General features: G+C 61.8%; 15 protein-coding genes. 10 read left to right on the forward strand and 5 right to left on the reverse strand.

Going from position 1 to position 20489, the window contains the following annotated elements; translation table 11 throughout:
- The 6 genes from UB23_RS01420 to UB23_RS01445 form a co-directional block, all read left to right on the forward strand.
- Nucleotides 1–501: ABC transporter permease subunit (locus UB23_RS01420; RefSeq protein WP_045057559.1), on the forward strand; the 501-nt coding region annotated here is incomplete at its 5' end.
- Between the two features lie 16 nt (nucleotides 502–517).
- Nucleotides 518–2101, forward strand: a complete 1584-nt coding sequence (locus tag UB23_RS01425) for an ABC transporter ATP-binding protein (protein ID WP_045057560.1) — start codon at nucleotides 518–520, stop codon at nucleotides 2099–2101.
- Nucleotides 2098–3516 (forward strand): sigma-54 interaction domain-containing protein, encoded by a 1419-nt coding sequence (locus UB23_RS01430; protein WP_045057561.1) that lies wholly within the window; start codon nucleotides 2098–2100, stop codon nucleotides 3514–3516. Before UB23_RS01425 ends, UB23_RS01430 begins: the two co-directional genes overlap by 4 nt.
- Before the next feature lie 292 nt (nucleotides 3517–3808).
- Nucleotides 3809–5200 carry a GntP family permease gene (locus UB23_RS01435; RefSeq protein ID WP_045057562.1) on the forward strand — a complete coding sequence of 464 codons (1392 nt, stop codon included), beginning with the start codon at nucleotides 3809–3811 and terminating at the stop codon, nucleotides 5198–5200.
- Between the two features lie 7 nt (nucleotides 5201–5207).
- Nucleotides 5208–5981, forward strand: a complete 774-nt coding sequence (locus UB23_RS01440; RefSeq protein ID WP_045057563.1) for a 3-hydroxybutyrate dehydrogenase — start codon at nucleotides 5208–5210, stop codon at nucleotides 5979–5981.
- 100 nt (nucleotides 5982–6081) lie between these two features.
- Nucleotides 6082–8037: an acetoacetate--CoA ligase gene (locus UB23_RS01445; protein ID WP_045057564.1), complete on the forward strand. Its 1956-nt coding sequence runs from the start codon at nucleotides 6082–6084 to the stop codon at nucleotides 8035–8037.
- A 170-nt stretch (nucleotides 8038–8207) separates the two neighbouring features.
- Here UB23_RS01445 and UB23_RS01450 read toward each other — a convergent pair whose 3' ends face one another.
- Nucleotides 8208–9317 (reverse strand): PilT/PilU family type 4a pilus ATPase, encoded by a 1110-nt coding sequence (locus UB23_RS01450; protein ID WP_045057628.1) that lies wholly within the window; start codon nucleotides 9315–9317, stop codon nucleotides 8208–8210.
- A gap of 119 nt (nucleotides 9318–9436) precedes the next feature.
- Here UB23_RS01450 and UB23_RS01455 point away from each other — a divergent pair, with 119 nt between their 5' ends.
- Together UB23_RS01455 and UB23_RS01460 are read left to right on the forward strand one after the other, a co-directional pair.
- Nucleotides 9437–11974 carry a PAS domain-containing hybrid sensor histidine kinase/response regulator gene (locus tag UB23_RS01455; RefSeq protein WP_045057565.1) on the forward strand — a complete coding sequence of 846 codons (2538 nt, stop codon included), beginning with the start codon at nucleotides 9437–9439 and terminating at the stop codon, nucleotides 11972–11974.
- Between the two features lie 66 nt (nucleotides 11975–12040).
- Complete coding sequence (locus tag UB23_RS01460) at nucleotides 12041–12316, forward strand: peptidylprolyl isomerase (protein WP_007898282.1); 276 nt, start codon at nucleotides 12041–12043, stop codon at nucleotides 12314–12316.
- 59 nt (nucleotides 12317–12375) lie between these two features.
- Here UB23_RS01460 and UB23_RS01465 read toward each other — a convergent pair whose 3' ends face one another.
- The 4 genes from UB23_RS01465 to UB23_RS01480 all read right to left on the reverse strand — a co-directional run bounded on the left by UB23_RS01465 (nucleotide 12376) and on the right by UB23_RS01480 (nucleotide 16992).
- Nucleotides 12376–13593: an amino acid deaminase gene (locus tag UB23_RS01465; protein WP_045057566.1), complete on the reverse strand. Its 1218-nt coding sequence runs from the start codon at nucleotides 13591–13593 to the stop codon at nucleotides 12376–12378.
- Between the two features lie 59 nt (nucleotides 13594–13652).
- On the reverse strand, nucleotides 13653–14042 hold the full coding sequence (locus tag UB23_RS01470) for a RidA family protein (RefSeq protein ID WP_045057567.1): 390 nt from the start codon (nucleotides 14040–14042) through the stop codon (nucleotides 13653–13655).
- A 169-nt stretch (nucleotides 14043–14211) separates the two neighbouring features.
- Entirely contained in the window at nucleotides 14212–15771 is a 1560-nt protein-coding gene (locus tag UB23_RS01475; protein WP_045057568.1) for a TerC family protein, read from the reverse strand.
- Between the two features lie 324 nt (nucleotides 15772–16095).
- The gene (locus UB23_RS01480; RefSeq protein WP_045057569.1) at nucleotides 16096–16992 is read right to left on the reverse strand and encodes a LysR family transcriptional regulator; all 897 of its coding nucleotides are present in this window, start codon (nucleotides 16990–16992) and stop codon (nucleotides 16096–16098) included.
- Between the two features lie 103 nt (nucleotides 16993–17095).
- Here UB23_RS01480 and UB23_RS01485 point away from each other — a divergent pair, with 103 nt between their 5' ends.
- Both UB23_RS01485 and poxB read left to right on the forward strand, forming a co-directional pair.
- Nucleotides 17096–18643, forward strand: coding sequence for an MFS transporter (locus UB23_RS01485; RefSeq protein WP_045057570.1), 1548 nt, complete (start codon nucleotides 17096–17098; stop codon nucleotides 18641–18643).
- A gap of 85 nt (nucleotides 18644–18728) precedes the next feature.
- Nucleotides 18729–20453: a ubiquinone-dependent pyruvate dehydrogenase gene (poxB, locus tag UB23_RS01490; protein WP_045057571.1), complete on the forward strand. Its 1725-nt coding sequence runs from the start codon at nucleotides 18729–18731 to the stop codon at nucleotides 20451–20453.
- Nucleotides 20454–20489: the final 36 nt, after the last annotated feature.

Raw genomic sequence — 20489 nt, forward strand, 5'->3', positions numbered from 1 at the left:
TTGCTCGGTCAGCGCTTGCTGGAGGTGTGGTCCGGGTTGCCGGTGCTGTACCTGCTGATCATTCTCTCGGGGTTCGTCGAGCCCAATTTCTGGTGGCTGCTGGGGATCATGGCGCTGTTCTCCTGGCTGGCCCTGGTGGACGTGGTGCGTGCCGAGTTCCTGCGCGGGCGCAACCTCGAATACGTCAAGGCTGCGCGAGCGCTGGGGCTGACCGATCGAAAGGTGATCGTGCGGCACATCTTGCCTAACGCCATGAATGCGACTTTGAGCTATCTGCCGTTTATCCTGACCGGCGCGATTTCCACGCTGACGGCCCTGGACTTCCTCGGTTTTGGCATGCCCGCCGGGAGTGCATCCCTGGGCGAACTGATTGGCCAGGGCAAACAGAACCTGCAGGCACCCTGGCTTGGGCTGACGGCGTTTTTCACCCTGGCACTGATTCTTTCCTTGCTGGTTTTTATCGGTGAGGCATTGCGCGATGCTTTTGATCCGCGATCTTGAATGACGGACCGTTGATATGAGTAACCTGATCGAAATCCGTGACCTCTGCGTGGCCTTCAGCGGCCAGACCGTGGTGCGCAATCTGTGCCTGGACATTCGCCCCGGCGAATGCCTGGCACTGGTAGGCGAGTCCGGCTCCGGCAAATCGGTGACCGCGCATTCGATCCTGCAACTGCTGCCCGAGACCGGCACCGAGACCACCGGCAGCATCCGCTATCATGGCAAAGAGCTGCTCGGCGCCGACCCCAAGGTGCTGCGCGAATTGCGCGGCAACCGGATAGCGATGATCTTCCAGGAGCCGATGACGTCGCTCAACCCCCTGCACAGCATCGAGAAGCAGATCGGCGAAGCGCTCCTGCTGCACAAGGGCCTGACCGGCAAACCGGCCCAGGCACGTATCCTCGAGTTGCTGCACCTGGTGGGCATTCAAAAACCTGCGGAGCGGCTCAAGGCCTACCCGCATCAACTGTCCGGGGGGCAACGGCAACGGGTCATGATCGCCATGGCCCTGGCCTGCGAACCGCAGCTGCTGATCGCTGACGAGCCCACCACCGCGCTCGACGTCACGGTGCAGCGCAAGATTCTGCTACTGCTCAAATCCCTGCAGCAGCGCCTGGGCATGTCCCTGTTGCTGATCAGCCACGATTTGAACCTGGTGCGCAGCATCGCCCAGCGCGTGTGCGTGATGAAGGCCGGGGAGATCGTCGAACAGGCGCCCTGCGAAACCCTGTTCAACGAACCGAAACACCCCTACAGCTGCGTCTTGTTGAATGCCGAGCCGGAAGGCGAAGCATTGCCCCGGGACGAGCGCGAGAATGTGCTGGAAGTCGATGACTTGAACGTCAAGTTCCTGCTCGGTAGCGGGCTGTTCCAGCGCAAGACCTACCTGCACGCCGTCGATGGCATCAGCTTGAACATCCAGCGCGGCAAGACCCTTGGCATAGTCGGCGAGTCCGGTTCGGGCAAGTCGACATTGGGCCAGGCGATCCTTCGCCTGCTCGACTCCGAAGGCAGCATCCGCTTTCAGGGCGCGGCGCTGGACGGTCTCACGCAAAAACAGCTAAGGCCATGGCGCAAGAAAATGCAGGTGGTGTTCCAGGACCCCTTCGGCAGCCTGAGCCCTCGCATGTCGGTGGCGCAGATCATCAGCGAAGGTCTCGAAGTGCACAGCCAACTGAGCGCTGATGAATGCCAGGCCGAGGTGATCCGGGCGCTGGAAGAAGTCGGCCTGGACCCGCAAAGTCGCCATCGTTATCCCCACGAGTTCTCAGGCGGCCAGCGCCAACGTATCGCCATTGCCCGGGCGCTGGTGCTGAAACCGGCGCTGATCCTGCTCGACGAGCCGACCTCGGCACTGGATCGTACCGTGCAAAAACAAGTGGTCGCCCTGCTGCGTCAGCTCCAGGAAAAACATGGCCTGACGTACCTGTTCATCAGCCACGACCTGGCCGTGGTTCGCGCGCTGGCCCACGATATGATCGTGATCAAGGACGGCAAGGTGGTGGAACGCGGGGCCAGCCATGAGGTGTTCGATTCACCGCAGCATCCGTATACCAAGGAGTTGCTGGCCGCGGCGCTGCTTGGCGGGCCCCCATCATGAACACCACCGAAAGCCTCAAGGACTACCAGCGCGTGCGCCTGCTGGCGATCCGCTCGCTGTTCGAGATCATCGAGCAATCGAGCGAAGGCACGGTCATCGTCGACCGCGATGCCAACATCGTCTGGATGAACGAGCGCTACGCCCGCCGCTTTGGCCTGGAATCGGCTGAAGTGGCTATCGGCAAGCCATGCGAAAGCGTGATCCCCGGCAGTCTGCTGCGCGAGGTGGTGCGCACCGGCCGGCCGATCCTGCTCGACATGCAGGACACCCCCAAGGAGCCCCTGGTGGTCATGCGCCTGCCTATCCATGACGATACCGGTGTGGTGATCGGCGCCATCGGCTTTGCGCTGTTCGACGAGTTACGCAGCCTCTCGCCCATGCTCAAGCGCTACATGAGCATGCAAGAGGAACTGGCCTCGACCCGCTCGTTGCTGCGGGCACGCCAGAGCAAGTACAACTTTGCCCACTTTATTGGCACCAGCACCGCGACCCTCGAAGTCAAGCGCCGTGCCCGACGCGGTGCCAGCGCCGATTCTCCGGTGTTGCTGCTCGGCGAAACCGGCACCGGCAAGGAACTGCTCGCCCAGGCGATCCACGGCGCGTCACCCCGGGCCCACAAAGCCTTTGTCAGCATCAACAGCGCGGCCATCCCCGAAGCACTGCTGGAAGCCGAATTCTTCGGCACCGCTCCCGGTGCGTTTACCGGCGCAGACCGCAAGGGTCGCATCGGCAAGCTGCAATTGGCGCAAGGAGGCACGCTGTTCCTCGACGAGATAGGCGACATGCCCCTGCCCCTGCAGAGCAAGTTGCTGCGCGTGCTTCAGGAGAAGGAGTTCGAGCCAGTGGGCTCCAACGAAATGATCCAGAGCGATGTGCGCGTCATCGCGGCGACTTCCACGGACCTGGAAGCGGCGATCAAGCGCGGCGAGTTTCGTGCCGACCTGTATTACCGCCTCAATGTCTTGCCGATCCATGTGCCGCCGTTGCGTGATCGCCCAGGCGACCTGCCAGCCCTGAGCGAGGCGATCCTTGAAGAGCTGCGCAGCCAGCATGAACTCAACCAAGAGGCCCTGGCGCTGTTGGCGCAACACGCTTGGCCGGGCAACATTCGTGAATTGCGCAATGTGCTGGAGCGGGCGGCATTGCTCAGTGATGATCTGATCCTCGACGCCCAGGAAATACGGGCGGCAATCGGCACGTTGACCCCGGTGGAGCGTGCGGCGCCACCGGTGATCGTGACAGCTGCGCATGAGACGTTCAGCCAGGCGCGGGAGCGTTTTGATCGACAACTGATTGAATCAGCCCTGGCGCAATGTAGCGGCAAGGTCATTGATGCGGCAGTACTGCTGGGGTTGGGGCGGTCGACGTTGTACAAGAAGATGGTCGCTTTGGGGATTGCCGAGTCTCCAATATGAGACATGGGTCTCTATTGGTAGATAGACCCTCATCGCGGGCACGCCTTGCTCCAACAGGTGCGAGGCCTAGCACAACTTTTGCAGTCTTCAGGGTTCTGTAGGAGCAAGGCTTCCCCTCGATGGCTCCCCCACAGCCGAAGCAATTCTCCAATCCGAGACAAAAACCTTCACGCCAATCTCAATGAAACAACATTTTCCTTATATTTCAATGAGTTGTACCACTGGCACGAAACTCGCTAAAGCGTCTCCTACGAAGCCTCACCCAAAAAAATAACAATTCAGGAGACACACCATGAGTGTGATCATCGCCTTGGCAGCCCTGGCGCTGCTAATGCTGGCCGCCTACCGCGGCTACAGCGTCATCCTCTTCGCCCCTATCGCCGCCCTCGGCGCCGTCCTGCTCACCGACCCTTCCGCCGTTGCACCTGCCTTCACCGGCGTGTTCATGGAAAAAATGGTCGGTTTCATCAAACTGTACTTTCCGGTATTCCTGCTCGGTGCGGTGTTCGGCAAGCTGATCGAGCTGTCCGGCTTTTCGCGCTCTATCGTCGCCGCAGCGATCCGCATGCTCGGCACCCGCCAGGCGATGCTGGTGATTGTGATGGTGTGCGGGCTGCTGACGTATGGCGGCGTGTCGCTGTTTGTCGTGGTGTTCGCGGTCTACCCGTTCGCCGCCGAAATGTTCCGCCAGAGCAATATCCCCAAGCGCCTGATCCCGGCAACCATCGCCCTCGGTGCCTTTTCGTTCACCATGGACGCGCTGCCCGGCACTCCGCAAATCCAGAACATCATCCCCAGCACCTTCTTCAACACCACCGCATGGGCAGCGCCCTGGCTGGGATTGATCGGTTCCATATTCGTGGTGTGCGCCGGCATGCTGTTCCTGCAGCGCCAGCGCAACAAGGCCCAGCGCGCGGGCGAAGGCTATGGCACCGAGCTGCGCAACGAGCCGGAGACAGCCGAAGACATCAAGCTGCCAAACCCCTGGATCGCCCTGTCGCCACTGTTGGCCGTGGGCGTCATGAACCTGCTGTTCACTCACTGGATTCCCCAGTGGTACGGCAAGACTCATAGCCTCGCCCTGCCGGGCATGAGCGCACCGGTCACCACCGAAATCGCCAAGCTCACGGCGATCTGGGCGGTACAGGCTGCCCTGCTGATCGGCATCCTCATGGTTCTGGCATTTGGCTTCAAGGCGATTCGCAGCAAGCTCGCCGAAGGCAGTAAAAGTGCTGTAAGCGGCGCGCTGCTGGCAGCCATGAACACTGCATCGGAGTACGGTTTTGGCGCAGTGATCGCCTCGCTGCCGGGCTTTCTGGTATTGGCCGACTGGCTCAAGAACATCCCCAACCCACTGGTCAATGAGGCGGTTACCGTGACCTTGCTCGCGGGGATTACCGGCTCGGCGTCCGGGGGCATGAGCATTGCCCTGGCGGCCATGTCAGAACAATTCATCAGCGCAGCCAATGCCGCCAACATTCCCCTGGAAGTGCTGCACCGGGTGGCCGCCATGGCCAGTGGCGGCATGGACACCTTGCCGCACAACGGCGCGGTGATCACCTTGCTGGCCGTTACCGGCCTGACGCACCGGGAAGCTTACAAAGACATTTTCTGTATTACGCTGATCAAGACCCTGGCGGTTTTCGTGGTCATCGGCACTTTCTACGCCACTGGCATTGTGTGAGGTATTCATGACCACTCTTTCGGGCAAGACCGCACTGGTTACCGGTTCCACCAGCGGCATTGGCCTGGGCATTGCCCTGAGCCTGGCCAAGGCCGGCGCCAACGTGGTGCTCAACGGCTTTGGCGATGCCACGGCAGTGATCACCCAGGTAGAGCAATTTGGCGGCAAGGTAGGCCATCATCCGGCTGATGTGAGCGATCCATCGCAGATCGCCGAGATGATCGCCTACGCCGGGCGCGAGTTCGGCGGCATCGACATTCTGGTGAACAATGCCGGCATCCAGCACGTCGCGGCCGTGGAGGATTTTCCCGTGGAGCGCTGGGATTCGATCATCGCGATCAATCTTTCGTCGGTGTTCCACAGTACGCGCCTGAGCCTGCCCGGCATGCGCGCGAAGAACTGGGGGCGGATCATCAACATCGCCTCGGTGCATGGCCAGGTGGGTTCCACTGGCAAGGCTGCGTATGTGGCTGCCAAGCATGGGGTCATTGGCTTGACCAAGGTGGTCGGCCTCGAAACCGCGACCACCGGGGTGACCTGCAACGCGATCTGCCCAGGCTGGGTGCTGACGCCGCTGGTGCAGAAACAGATCGATGATCGCATTGCCAAAGGCGTTGACCCGCAGCAGGCGCAGCATGATTTGCTGGCGGAGAAACAGCCGTCCCTGGAGTTCGTCACGCCGCCGCAACTGGGTGAACTGGTGCTGTTCCTGTGCAGTGACGCGGGCAGCCAGGTGCGGGGGGCCGCTTGGAATATCGATGGTGGGTGGTTGGCTCAGTAGCCAGGTAGGGCCAAAGTCTGCTCCCTCAGACAATATGCAAGACCTGTGGGAGCAAGGCTTGCCCGCGATTGGATTTCAAAATAAAAAAAGAGGCCAAGCCATGTCCACCATCCTTTGGCAACCCGATGCCGACCGCATTGGCAAGACACGCATGGAAGCGTTTCGGCGCTTTATCAATCAACGCCATCACCTGCATGTCGATGACTACCCTGCCCTGCACCAATGGTCCATCGATCAGCGCGCGGACTTCTGGCAAGCCATTGTCGACTTTTTCGACATCCGCTTTCACCAGCAACCGGACTGCGTTCTGCTCGAAGGCGCACAGATGCCCAGCGCCCAGTGGTTCCCCGGCGCCACGCTGAACTTCGCCGAGCACCTGTTGCGGCGCCGCGACGATGCGGTGGCCGTGGTCGCCATCGCAGAAAACGGTCAGCGCGAACAGCTGACCTGGGCGCAACTCAGTGAACACGTCGCCGGATTGCAGAACAGCCTCAAGGCTGCCGGCGTCGGCCTGGGTGACCGGGTGGCCGCATGCATGCCCAATACCTGGCAAACCCTGGTGGCGATGCTCGCCACCACCAGCCTGGGGGCCATCTGGTCCTGCTCCTCACCTGACTTTGGCACCCAGGGCGTGATCGACCGCTTTGGCCAGATCGAACCAAAAGTGCTGATCACCTGCGCCGGATACCGCTACGCCGGCAAGGACATCGAGCAAACCGTCAAGGTCAATGAAATCCTCGTACGGCTGCCGTCCTTGCAACAGCTGATCGTTGTTCCTTACGCTCGGCCACAGGCGCGTATCGACGACTTCCATACTCCGGCCAATGTCAGCCTGTGGGAAGACTTCTACGAAGTCGGTGGCGAGCCTGATTTTATTGCCGTGCCTTTCGCGCACCCGCTCTACATCCTCTACTCCAGCGGCACCACCGGCGTACCCAAGTGCATCATCCACAGCACCGGTGGCGTGCTGCTGCAGCATGTGAAAGAACATGGCCTGCACGCCGACCTGGGAGTCGGCGACCGGTTGTTCTACTACACCACCTGCGGCTGGATGATGTGGAATTGGCTGGTCTCGGCCCTGGCGGTCGGCAGCGCGGTGGTGCTGTACGACGGTTCGCCGTTCCATCCTGGTCCGGAACGCCTGGTCGACCTGATCGACGATGAACGCATCAGCGTCTTTGGCACCAGCCCGAAGTTTCTCGCGACCCTGGAAAGCAGCGGCCTGAAGCCCCGGCACAGCCACGACCTGGGCAGCCTGAAAACCCTCCTGTCCACGGGCTCGGCCTTGTCGCCGCAAAGCTACGACTACGTCTACCGCGACATCAAGAGCGACCTGTGCCTGGCCTCAATGTCTGGGGGCACCGACATCGTCTCGTGCTTCGTCATCGGCAACCCGCTATTGCCGGTGCGCCGTGGCGAAATGCAGGGCAAGAGCCTGGGTATGGCCATTGAAGTGTGGAACGACGAAGGCCATCCGGTCATCGGCGAGAAAGGCGAGCTGGTGTGTACCCGGCATTTTCCGGCGATGCCGATCGGATTGTGGCATGACGCCGATGGCGAGAAACTGCGGGCCTCCTATTTCAGCCAGTTTCCCGGCGTGTGGGCCCAAGGCGACTACGCCGAGCAACTGGTGCATGGCGCAATGATGATCCACGGCCGGTCGGACGCGGTGCTCAACCCGGGCGGTGTACGCATCGGAACGTCAGAGATCTATCGCCAGGTCGAAAAAGTCCCGCAGGTCGTGGACAGCGTGGCCATCGGTCAACAGTGGCAGGATGATGTGCGGGTGGTGCTGTTCGTGAAACTGCGCGAGGGAGTGTCGCTGGATGAAGGCCTGCAACAACAGATCCGCCAGATCATCCGCGCCAATACCACGCCACGGCATGTTCCGGCGAAGATTGTCGCGGTCACCGACATTCCTCGCACCATCAGCGGCAAAGTGGTGGAGTTGGCGGTGAGGAATGTGGTGCATGGGCAGCAGGTCAAAAACACCGATGCACTGGCCAATCCCGAGGCGCTGGAGCAATACCGCAACCGCCCCGAATTGCACAACTGATAGCCGTTGTAGGAGCGAGCTCGCTCACGATGGTGGTCAACGATGACACGGGAAAACTGACACCCCGCAGCGTTCTCAGGTTTTTCGCGAGCAAGCTCGCTCCTACATGAAAAATGTCACCCATAAGCCCGACATACACCATATCGGTCCATGAGCCCGTCTAGCCCAGGTCAATCCATCAGCCCCCATTCGCCAGAGGCCGGCGCCGCCCCCGGCGTCACCTCCCCATGCAACTTCAGTCGCAAGCGCAGATTGTTCACTGAATCCGCATGCTTCAACGCCTCCTCCTCATCGATCGCCCCTTCGACCACCAGCCCGAACAGCGCGCCATCAAACGTCTGCATCCCCTGCTCGGCCGATTTTTCCATGATGCCTTTGAGCTCATCCAGCTCATTGCGCCGGATCAGGTCGGCGATGGTCGGCGTGCCCAGCATCACTTCTACCGCGGCCCGACGCTGGCCACTACGGCTGCGCACCAGGCGCTGGGAAACAAACGCCTTGAGGTTGTTGCCCAGGTCATGCAGCAACTGGGGGCGGCGTTCGTCCGGGAAGAAATTGACGATGCGGTCCAGTGCCTGATTGGCGTTGTGGGCATGCAGCGTGGAAATCACCAGGTGCCCGGTGTCGGCAAATGCCAGGGCATGCTCCATGGTTTCGCGGTCGCGGATCTCGCCGATCAGTACCACGTCCGGGGCCTGGCGCAAGGTATTCTTCAGCGCGGCGTGAAAGCTGCGGGTATCGACCCCCACTTCGCGCTGGTTGATGATAGAACGCTTGTGCCGATGGATATATTCGACCGGGTCCTCGATCGTGATGATGTGCCCGCTGCTGTGGCGATTGCGGTAGTCGATCAACGCGGCCAGGGAAGTCGACTTGCCCGACCCGGTGGCGCCTACGAACAGCATCAGGCCTTGCTTGAGCATGATGGTATCGAGCAGCACCGCTGGCAGGTTGAGGTCTTCGAAGCGAGGAATGTCGAGCTTGATATTGCGCGCGACGATGGACACGTCGTTACGCTGTTTGAAAATATTGACGCGAAAGCGCCCCACCCCCGGCAACGAGATCGCCAGGTTCATCTCCAGCTCCCGATCGAACTCCAGGCGCTGTTCGGCGTCCATGATGGACGCGGCAATGGCGGCGATCTCTCCCGCCTTGAACGGTTGCTCGGCCAGTGCCTGCAATATCCCATCGAACCGGGCGCTGGGCGGCGCGCCTGTGGAGAGGTACAGATCGGAGCCGTTACGGCGGGCCAGCAGCGTTAACAGTGCAACGATTTCCATGGCAAAAAACACCCGCGAAGCATTCAATTGGACAGTATGACCCCAACAGGCCACCCAGCGTCTACCACCTTGCAAGCATAATAGACGCCGCCAGACCGACATTACTGCAGGACAATTTGATGAACGCATCACCGACCGGCAGCGATGCCCAGGCCTTGATCGCCCGCACCGACTGGAGCCGCAGTGCGCTGGGCGCTGCCAGCACCTGGCCGCAAAGCCTGCGAACCGCCGTGGACATCGTGCTTCATTCGCCCATGCCCATGCTGTTGATGTGGGGGCCAGACCTCACGCAGATCTACAACGACGGGTTTGCCCTGCTGGCGGGCAGCAAACATCCCCATGCGTTTGGCCAACCGGCACATCAGGTCTGGCCCGAACTCAAGGACTTCACCAATCCGATCTATAGTGCAGTGCTGCAAGGCCAGGTGCGCACCTACAGCGAACAGCGCTTTATCTTGCAGCGTGACGGCGTTGATGCGGAATTCTGGCTGGACCTGACCTACAGCCCGATCCGCGACGAAGCCGCGCAGGTCGCCGGCATCCTGGTCACAGCCATTGAAACCAACGAGCGCCGGCGCATTGCCGTGGAGCTCGAGCAGCGCTCGGCAGCCAGCCTCAAGGCCCAGCGCGAAACCGAAGAGCGCCTGCAGCTGGCACTCGCCGCGACAGATGCGGTTGGCACCTGGGACTGGGACATCAACGAAGACCACTTCATAGCCGACACCCACTTCGCCCAGCTGCACGGGATCGACCCGCTGCTGTCCAGCCAGTTACCCATCACCGCCTATCTGCAAGGCGTACACCCTGAAGACCGGGCCACCGTCGCGCGGGGCATCAAGCACGCTATCACCCACGGTACTGAATACGCCGAGGAATACCGCCTGCTGCAGGCTGACGCCCAGGTGCGCTGGGTGTTCGCCCGCGGGCGGTGTTACAAGGATCACCACGGGCGGCCGATCCGCTTCCTCGGCGCCGCCCTGGACCTGACCGAACGCAAACACACCGAGCAGGCCTTGCGCCAGAGCCAGACCGAGTTGCAGCTGATCATCAACGCCATGCCGATCCTGATCAGCTACGTGGATCGCGAGGAGCGCTTTCGCCTGAACAATGCCGCCTACCTCGACTGGTACGGCCGCACGCCCCAGGAACTTTACGGGCGCACGATCCGCGAAGTACTCGGCGAGGAAGCCTACGCATTGCGCGCCACGCACATTGCCGACGCCCTGAACGGCAAGACCTGCTGCTTCGGCATCGACACTCGCCACCGTGACGGCAGCTACCGGCATGCCCTGATGAACTACCTGCCGCGCCATGGTGCGGACGGTGCGGTGAACGGTTTCTACATTTTCGTGATTGACGAAACCGAGCGCAAAAACACCGAGGAGGCGCTGCGCAACCTCAATGAAACCCTGGAAGAGCGCGTGGCCGCCCGTACCCGACAACTGGCCGAAACCAACCAGCGCCTGCAAAACGAAATGTTTGAACGCGAACGCGCCGAAGACGCCTTGCGCCATGCACAGAAGATGGAAGCGGTGGGTCAGCTCACCGGCGGCATTGCCCATGACTTCAACAACATGTTGACCGGGATCATCGGCAGCCTCGACCTCATGCAACGCTACATCGCTGACGGGCGTGCCGCCGAGATCGGCCGGTTCACCGAAGCGGCCGTGTCGTCGGCCAACCGCGCCGCCGCCCTGACCCACCGCCTGCTGGCCTTCTCCCGACGCCAGTCGCTGGATCGCAAGCCGTTGAACGCCAACGACCTGGTCCACTCCCTGGAAGATCTGCTGCGCCGCACCAAAGGCGATCACATCGAGCTGCGCCTGCAGCTGACTGAAGACGCATGGCCGGTCAGCACCGACGTCAGCCAGCTGGAAAATGCCCTCTTAAACCTGGTGATCAACGCCCGCGATGCCATGCCGGACGGCGGTGAGCTGCTGATCGAGACGGCCAATGTCTACCTGGAAGACAGCGACATTAACACCCTGGAACCGCTCAAGGCCGGGGATTACCTGATGATTGCCGTCAGCGATAACGGCACCGGGATGACACCTTCGGTACTGGCCAAGGCCTTCGACCCGTTCTTCACCACCAAGCCGATTGGCCAGGGCACAGGCCTGGGCCTGTCGATGATCTACGGGTTTGCCCAGCAGTCCGGCGGGCATGTCCATATCGACAGCGTGCCGGGCCAGGGCACCTGCGTGCGCCTGTACCTGCCTCGCCTGCAAGACATGGAGCAGCCAGACACCCTGCTGCCCTTCACAGGCGAAGCGCCGGCGGCCAATGCCGGTGAGACCGTGGTACTGGTCGAGGATGATCCGGCGGTGCGCATGCTGGTGCTGAACCTGCTCAAGGAGCTCGGTTACCAGGCCCATGAGGCTCGGGATGCGATCGAGGCCCTGCCCTTGCTGGAGTCGGACGCGCGGGTCGACCTGCTGGTGACCGATGTCGGCCTGCCGGGCATGAACGGACGGCAACTGGCGGAAATCGCCCGTCAGCGCCGGCCCGGCCTGAAGGTGCTGTTCATGACCGGTTACGCGGAAAAAGCTGCCGAACGCCAGGGTTTTCTCGAGCAAGGGATGGACATGGTGGCCAAGCCGTTTTCGATCGACCTGCTAGCCAACAAGATTCGCGCGATGCTCGGTCAACCGGGGTAAGTTGAGGCATAATCGCCCGCCCCGCGCTGGCACCCGCCCAGCCACCACCGTTGCAAGGTACTTCCAATGAAAGCTCAAGCCCGCCATATCCTGGTGAAAACCTCGGAAGAAGCCGAGCAGCTCAAACAGCGTATCGCCAAGGGCGAAGCCTTCGATGTGCTGGCCAAAAAATACTCCACCTGCCCGTCCGGCAAACGCGGTGGTGACCTGGGTGAAGTGCGGCCCGGACAGATGGTCGGGGTGATAGACGCAGTGATTTTCAAGAAGCCATTGCGGGTGGTGCACGGGCCGATCAAGAGCAAGTTCGGTTATCACCTGGTGCAGGTATTCTACCGCGATTGATCCTGCGGCCACTGTGGGAGCAAAGCGTGCTCGCGATTGCCGCACCTCGGTCTTGACTGTTAAAAACAGGTTTCCATGGTCTCGATGACATTCAACTGCTCATCCACCAGACACCCTACCCGCCACTTGTCGAACGTCAGGCATGGATGGGAAGTGCCGAAGGAAATGATGTCCCCCACCCGCAGTTCAACCCCGGGCGCCACGGTCATGAACGCATGCTGGTCCATGACCGCAGTCACTTTGCAGGCACCCACGTCGTCGCCCACTGCAGGCACCACCCCCGGCCGGTAACGCCGCAACGGGACCGGCAGTCCGGCGTCATAGGCGACGTCGCGCTTGCCCAGGGCAATCACCGCAAACCCCGGCTCCGGCAGCGACTGCACGTGGGCCCAGACTTCCAGTGCCGGGCGCAGGCCTTCGTGCAAGTCGCTGCGACGCTCGAGCACGCAGCACTGCGCCTCTTTGTAGATGCCGTGGTCGTGGGCCACATAGCTGCCAGGACGCAGCACACTGAGAAAGCGTCCGGCGGCATTCTGCGCCTCGAACGATTCGGCAATCAGGTCGTACCAGGCCGACCCCGAGGCCGTGATGATCGGCTTGGCGATGGCGAATGCGCCGCTGTCCTGCAACTGGACCGCCAGGCGCACCAGGGAGGTGGCGAACGCGCGAATTCCGCTCTCGGCATGATCACCGTGGATCACACCTTCGTAGCCTTCGATACCGGTCAGTGCCAGTGCCGGTTGCGCACAGATGGCTTTGGCCAGATCAAGCACTTCCTGTTCCGTGCGGCAGCCACACCGGCCGCCGACCACACCATATTCGATCATCACGTTCAGGCGCACACCGCGCGAGGCGAAGTAGCCACCGAGGTCGGCGACGTTATCCGGATGATCGACCATGCAGTGAAAATCAAAGCCCGGGTCTGCCAGCAGATCCGCGATCAACGCCATGTTCGGCGTGCCGACCAGTTGATTGGCCATGAGTATCCGCCGCACGCCATGGGCGTAGCCGGCACGGGCCTGGGTTGCGCTGGCCAGGGTAATGCCCCAGGCGCCGGCATCCAGTTGGCGGCGAAACAAAGCCGGCGTCATGCTGGTTTTGCCATGGGGGGCGAGCTCGGCGCCGCTGTTGCGCACAAAATCCTGCATCCAGCGAATGTTGTGTTCCAGCGCTTCCCGGTGCAAAACCAGGGCCGGCAGGCTGACGTCGCGCACCAGGCTGGCGCCGGTGGAGGCCGCACCTTTTTCCACGGCGACGTTGATTGGGGCAGTAGTCATGGTCGAACTCCTCGGATTTCGCGACGTCACACAGCCGCTGTCCTGCATTCGGTGACGATTCAGGCTTTTTTCCTGTAGGCCACGCAATCAATCTCAACCTTGCAGTCGACCATCATGTTCGCCTGCACACACGCCCGGGCCGGGGCATGCTCAGGGCTGAAGTACTCGGAAAACACCTTGTTGAAGCTCCAGAAATCCCGCGGGTCTTCCAGCCACACACCGGTACGAACCACGTCCTTCAGGCCATAACCGGCCTCTTCGAGGATCGCGACCAGATTCCTCATGGTCTGGTGAGTCTGCTCGACGATACCGCCGACGATGATCTCGCCATCCAGCGCCGGGACCTGGCCAGACACGTACAGCCAGCCATCGGCCTCCACGGCGCGGGCGAAGGGCCGCGGCTGGCCGCCGCCTGCAGTGCTGCCGGTGCCGTATCGAGTGATGCTCATGGGTATTTCTCCTGGTCTGGATGCTGGGTGCTGGGTGCGCCGATTCTGAACGTGCGCCAGCTGAGAGATTAAATCGCAAGCAGGCTCGCTCCTACAGGAAATTGTGATCGATCACAAAATCTGCGGGAGCGAGCCTGCTTGCAATGAGGCCTTCAAGGGCCCGGCAAGATTAAACGCTGCGAGGCACCAGCAACACGCGCGTCACCCGGCGCTCCTCAACGGCCATCACGGTCATCCGCCAGCCGTCCCACTCATGACTGTCACCGATGACCGGCAGGCGATCCAGCACACTCACCACCAGGCCGGCCAGGGTCTGATAGTCCTCGGTGGGTTCTGCCGCGAAACCAGTGCGCTGGCGCACCCGCATCAGGTTCAAGGCGCCGCTGACGATGAACCCGCCATTGTCCTCAATCACGTCCGGGCCTTCGATTTCACTGGCGTCAGGCAACTCACCGGCAATCGATTCCAGGATGTCGGTCATGGTCAGCAAACCGACGAAGTCACCGAACTCATTGACCACGAAGGCAATGTGAGTCGAGGCCTTGCGCATCTGCTCCAGGGCATTGAGGATCGAATAGCTGTCCAGCAGGTTGATAGTCTTGCGCGCCAGGTGTTCAAGGTCCGGCTCGTTGCCGGCCAGGTATTCCTTGAGCAATTCCTTCTTGTGCACAAAGCCCAGGGGCTCGTCCACCGCGCCGTCGCGAATCAGCGGCAGGCGCGAATAGGACGAGTGCATCAGCCGCGCGCGAATGGCTTCGGCGTCATCCGCCAGGTCGATGTGATCGATGTCGGCACGGACCGTCATCAAGGTGCGGATCGGCCGCTCGGCCAACTGCAATACACCGCTGATCATCACCCGCTCGCGCCGGTCGAATAGCGCTTCACTCGGTGCCTCGCCATTGTCCAGCAGGTCGGCGATCTCGTCGTCGACCTCCTCCGCTGCCAGCGTGCGCCCGCCCAGCAAACGCATCACGGCATGCGCGGTGCGTTCGCGAATCGGCCGCACGCCCTGCACCGAGCGTTTGCGACGAGCGCGTGCGATCTGGTTAAAGACCTCGATCAGGATCGAGAAGCCGATGGCCGCGTACAGGTAGCCTTTCGGAATATGGAAGCCCAAGCCTTCGGCGGTCAGCGCGAAGCCGATCATCATCAGGAAGCCCAGGCACAGCATGATCACTGTCGGGTGCGCGTTGACGAAGCGGGTCAGCGGCTTGCTGGCGACGATCATCAGGCCAATGGAAATGATCACGGCGATCATCATCACCGCCAGTTCATCAACCATACCCACGGCGGTGATCACCGCGTCCAGGGAGAACACCGCGTCGAGCACGACGATCTGCGCCACGATTGGCCAGAACATCGCGTACGCCGTATTGGACGTGCGCTCGCCGACATGGCCCTCGAGCCGCTCGTGCAGTTCCATGGTGGCCTTGAACAGCAGGAATACACCACCGAACAACATGATCAGGTCGCGGCCGGAGAAGCTCTTGTCGAACACCTCGAACAGCGGCTGCGTCAGGGTCACCAGCCAGGAAATACTGGCCAGCAGGCCCAGGCGCATCAACAACGCCAGGGACAAACCGATGAGCCGGGCGCGGTCGCGCTGCTCGGGGGGCAGTTTGTCCGCCAGAATCGCGATAAACACCAGGTTATCGATACCCAGTACCAGTTCCAGCACAATCAGGGTCAACAGGCCCAGCCACGCGGTGGGATCAGCAATCCATTCCATGAAAATCTCTCTACCTCTTCAGTTGATTCAGAATGCCAGGCACGGCAAAGCGCGGCGCACAGGCCGTGAAAATACTTGGGAAATGGATATCTGGGGGCGGAAGACTGGGTGCTTCGCGTGCATCAAGACTGCGCGGCGGCGCCGGGCGATCGGGTAACTGGGAGGCTCCGAGAGGGTGTTCATGCAATTCCTGCGGGAAAATAAGGATTCCAAGCGTACAGCGGAATCCTATTTTTCCTACACATGGAAATCATTACAAAATCTGTAGGAGCGAGCTTGCTCGCGAAAAACCTGAGGGCGCTGCAGGGTGACAGGCTTGCCGCGCTATCGTTGACGACCATCGCGAGCAAGCTCGCTCCTGCAACGAATCTGCTCGATGTACCGGCCCACCGCCGCAGACTTTTCAAACCGCCGATAGATCAAGGACAACCACGAACTCGCCTCACAGCCGTCAATCTGCCGATACCAGACACCGGGCAAACCCACATGGCCGACCACCGATTCCGGCACTACGGCCACGCCCTGCCCCAGGGACACCAGCGCCAGCACCGCCACCAATCCACCCGGTTGGGCCCCCAGTTTTGGCGCAAAGCCGCCCTCGGCAGCCACCTGCAACGTACCGCTGATCTGCTCGGGCAGAATAAAGGTCTCATCCTGCAGTTGCCTCGGGCTGATCATCGGCAACCGGCTTAGCCATGACTCGCCCGACACCGCCAGGACAAAACCTTCGGCATCCAGGCGTACAGCTTCCAGGCCGTCCGGCAACGTCATGGGCGAGCGCACGTAACCGACGTCATATCGTCCATCCAGGACCATCGCCGGTAGGGCGGCCATCGGGCTTTCGCACACACTCACGCTGACGTCCGGATACTCGCGAGTGAAGGCCTGCACCTGTTTTTGCAGGAGCCCGGAATAGACTGCCGAGGCCACATATCCCAATTCAATGTGGCCGATGTCCCCGCGGCCGGCACGCCGGGCATTATTCTGCGCCGCCTCAAACTGGCGCACGGCAGCGTCCGCCTCGGGCATCAGCGCGACGCCGGCCTCGGTCAGGCTGACGTCACGTTGATGGCGGTTAAACAGCCGGGTGCCGAGTTCGCTTTCCATGTCCTGGATCTGCCGGCTCAGAGTCGGCGGTGCGATACCCAGTTGCTCGGCGGCGCGGGTGAAGTTGCGCTGACGGGCGACGGCCAGGAAATAACGAAAATGACGGATATCCATAGGCGTATTAGCTCAAAGGTAACGAAGTCATGGTGCTCGCCTAACGCGGACAGTAGCTGGCAGCCATAAGCTTGAACGACTCCCACCCTAGAGAACAACCGCCATGCTCGTCAAACCCCGGGTCAGCCCACGCCTGACGTTACTTACAGCCTCAGGCGTTTGCTCACTGATCGTCCTCGACACCAACATCGTCGCCGTCACCTTGCCCACCATTGCCCGCGACCTGGGTGCCAATTTTGCCGACATCGAATGGGTAGTCAGCGCCTACATGCTGGCGTTCGCCGCCTTGTTGCTGCCGGCGGGCAGTATTGCCGACCGATTCGGCCGACAGAAAACCCTCCTGTGGGGCCTGGGCATTTTTATCCTGGCCTCTATCGGTTGCGGGGCCGCACCCAGCGCTTTGGTCCTGGACATCGCGCGGGCGATCAAGGGCGTTGGCGCAGCGCTGCTGCTGACCTCGGCCCTGGCGTCCATCGGCCATACATTTCACGATGAGGTCGAACGGGCCAAGGCCTGGGCGTTCTGGGGTGCCTGCATGGGCGTGGCGATGACAGCCGCACCGACCCTCGGCGGGCTGATCACGGAAACCATTGGCTGGCGCTGGATTTTCTACCTCAATCTGCCGGTGGGAGCGTTCCTGATGGTGATGGTGTGGCGCGCTGTTCCCGAATCGCGCGACCCGCAGTCCGCTCGTCTGGACCCTTGGGGGAGCCTGGCCTTCAGTGCCAGCCTGCTGTGCCTGATCTGGGGGCTGATCGAGGCCAACCGCATTGGCTGGAGCAATCCGCTGACCTACGCCCGGCTCATCGGCGGCGCTTTATTGATGGGGGCGTTTGTGCTCATCGAGCGCATGCAGCAAAGGCCGATGGTCGACCTGCAGCTGCTCCGCCATCCGCGGTTTATCGGCGCCCTGCTCGGCATGTTCGCCTACGCTGGTTGCGCCCAGGTAATGATGACGCTGCTACCGTTCTATCTGCAAAACGGCCTCGGCTTATCTGCCATAAGTTCGGGCCTGGGCATGTTGCCGTTTGCTGCGACCATGCTGATTTTCCCGAAGGTCGGTGCACGCCTGGCCACTAAATTTACGCCAGGCACGTTGATGGCGACCGGGCTGGCCCTGGTCGCCAGCGGCAACCTGTTGAGTGCGTTGGCGGTCAGCAGCGCCAGCTACCTGCCCTTCGCCCTGGCGATTGCAGTCACCGGCGCCGGGGCCGGATTACTCAATGGCGACACCCAGAAAAACATCATGGCGTGCGTGCCCCGCGAACGCACGGGGATGGCATCGGGCATGAGCACCACCATGCGCTTCAGCGCCATCGTCCTGGCAATCGGCGTGTACGGTGCCCTGCTGACGAGCCACTCCTCGCAGGTGTTGCACGCCGAACTGACGAACCAGGGTCCGCAATGGCTGGAGCACACTCAAGGTATCAGCTCGCGAGTGGTCGCCGGGGACATGCCCGCAGCCATGAGCCTGCTGCCCGAGGCCGCTCGCACGTTGGTGGAGCCTCTGGCCCGGCAAGCATTCATCAGTGGCTTCAGCTTGTTACTGCTGGTTGCCGGGCTGTTGGCGGGATTGGGCGCGCTGGCAGTCGGCACCTTGATGCGTCATCCGATTCCGGTGCAGAGCGGCTTGTCCCTGAGCGCGAAATAAACAGGGGAGTCATGACCGGCATTGAGTTGTCCTCTTTTAACCCGAGGACAATTCATCGCTCGATTTTTGGAAAACGGAGTACCCCATGGCGAAAATCACCCTTGCCCAGCTACTGGCAACCACCCTTGAACAGGCCGGCGTCAAGCGCATCTGGGGCCTGACGGGCGACAGCCTCAACGGCCTGACCGAAGCGCTGCGCACCATGGACAGTATCGAGTGGATGCACGTGCGCCATGAGGAGGTCGCCGCCTTCGCCGCCGGTGCCGACGCGGCGGTCACTGGCGAACTGGCGGTGTGCGCCGGCAGTTGCGGGCCGGGTAATCTGCATTTGATCAACGGGTTGTTCGACTGCCACAGGAACCACGTGCCAGTGCTGGCAATTGCCGCCCAGATCCCATCGTCGGAGGTCGGCCTTAATTACTTTCAGGAAACCCATCCCCAGGAACTGTTCAAGGAGTGCAGCCATTTCGTCGAACTGGTGAGCAACCCGGCGCAGATGCCCCAGGTGCTGCACCGGGCGATGCGCAGCGCAATCCTCAACCGCGGCGTGGCGGTGGTGGTGATTCCCGGTGACGTGGCGTTGCAGGAAGTTGACGACGCCTTCAAGCCCTGGCCCGCGCTCGCCCAACCCCGCATCCTGCCGGCGCCCCATGACCTCGATCGACTGGTCGAGCTATTGAGCCAAAGCAAGGCCGTTACCCTGATGTGCGGAGCCGGCTGCGCGGGCGCCCATGATCAGGTGGTGGCCTTGGCCGACGCCCTTGGCGCGCCAGTGGTGCATGCCTTGCGCGGCAAGGAACACGTGGAGTGGGACAACCCGTTCGACGTAGGCATGACCGGCCTGATCGGTTTCAGCTCCGGTTACCACGCCATGCTCAACTGCGACACCCTGGTGATGCTCGGCACTGACTTTCCCTATCGCCAGTTCTATCCCACCGACGCAACCATCATCCAGATCGACCACGACCCGCAGGCCCTCGGGCGGCGCACGGCCCTGGACCTGGGCATAGTCGCCGACGTCAGCGAGACGCTCGCGGCCCTGTTGCCACGCCTGCCCTATCGGGCTGATCGAAGCTTCCTGGAGTCATCACTCAAGCACTACGCAAAAGCCCGTCAGGGCCTGGATGACCTGGCCCAGCCGTCGGCGCCAGGGCGTCCGATCCACCCGCAGTACCTGACCCGCCTGCTCAGTGAACTGGCGGATGAAGACGCGATCTTCACGGCTGACGTCGGCACGCCAACGGTGTGGGCTGCACGCTACCTGAAGATGAATGGCCAACGGCGCCTGCTCGGTTCCTTCAACCACGGTTCAATGGCCAACGCGATGCCGCAAGCGATCGGCGCACAGGCAGCCTTCCCGGACCGCCAGGTGATTTCCCTGTCGGGTGACGGTGGTTTCAGCATGCTGATGGGGGATTTTATTTCCCTGGCGCAACTCAGGTTGCCAGTGAAAATCATCGTCTATGACAACGCCTCCCTGGGCTTTGTCGCGATGGAAATGAAGTCCAGCGGGCTGCTGGATACGGGCACCGACCTGCACAATCCGGATTTCGCGGCGATGGCCAACGCGATGGGCATCCTCGGGATTCGCGTCGAGGCCAGCGAAGATCTGGACGCGGCATTGCGTCGGGCGCTGGCGCATGACGGGCCGGTACTGGTGGACGTGGTGACCGCAACCCAGGAACTGGCCATGCCGCCGACCATCAAACTGGAGCAGGCCAAGGGTTTCAGTTTGTACATGCTCAAGGCGGTGATGAGCGGGCGCGGGGATGAGGTGATCGAGTTGGCGCGGACTAATCTGTTTCGTTGAGGGCCGGTTACGTCCTGTAGGAGCTGGCTTGCCAGC

This window comes from Pseudomonas sp. ES3-33, assembly GCF_000952175.1.
Lineage (GTDB): Bacteria > Pseudomonadota > Gammaproteobacteria > Pseudomonadales > Pseudomonadaceae > Aquipseudomonas > Aquipseudomonas gregormendelii.

Coding starts and splice junctions, on each gene's coding strand:
- UB23_RS01425 (WP_045057560.1), top strand. CDS start 518: ATGAGTAACCTGATCGAAATCCGTGACCTCTGCGTGGCCTTCAGCGGC.
- UB23_RS01430 (WP_045057561.1), top strand. CDS start 2,098: ATGAACACCACCGAAAGCCTCAAGGACTACCAGCGCGTGCGCCTGCTG.
- UB23_RS01435 (WP_045057562.1), top strand. CDS start 3,809: ATGAGTGTGATCATCGCCTTGGCAGCCCTGGCGCTGCTAATGCTGGCC.
- UB23_RS01440 (WP_045057563.1), top strand. CDS start 5,208: ATGACCACTCTTTCGGGCAAGACCGCACTGGTTACCGGTTCCACCAGC.
- UB23_RS01445 (WP_045057564.1), top strand. CDS start 6,082: ATGTCCACCATCCTTTGGCAACCCGATGCCGACCGCATTGGCAAGACA.
- UB23_RS01450 (WP_045057628.1), bottom strand. CDS start 9,317: ATGGAAATCGTTGCACTGTTAACGCTGCTGGCCCGCCGTAACGGCTCC.
- UB23_RS01455 (WP_045057565.1), top strand. CDS start 9,437: ATGAACGCATCACCGACCGGCAGCGATGCCCAGGCCTTGATCGCCCGC.
- UB23_RS01460 (WP_007898282.1), top strand. CDS start 12,041: ATGAAAGCTCAAGCCCGCCATATCCTGGTGAAAACCTCGGAAGAAGCC.
- UB23_RS01465 (WP_045057566.1), bottom strand. CDS start 13,593: ATGACTACTGCCCCAATCAACGTCGCCGTGGAAAAAGGTGCGGCCTCC.
- UB23_RS01470 (WP_045057567.1), bottom strand. CDS start 14,042: ATGAGCATCACTCGATACGGCACCGGCAGCACTGCAGGCGGCGGCCAG.
- UB23_RS01475 (WP_045057568.1), bottom strand. CDS start 15,771: ATGGAATGGATTGCTGATCCCACCGCGTGGCTGGGCCTGTTGACCCTG.
- UB23_RS01480 (WP_045057569.1), bottom strand. CDS start 16,992: ATGGATATCCGTCATTTTCGTTATTTCCTGGCCGTCGCCCGTCAGCGC.
- UB23_RS01485 (WP_045057570.1), top strand. CDS start 17,096: ATGCTCGTCAAACCCCGGGTCAGCCCACGCCTGACGTTACTTACAGCC.
- poxB (WP_045057571.1), top strand. CDS start 18,729: ATGGCGAAAATCACCCTTGCCCAGCTACTGGCAACCACCCTTGAACAG.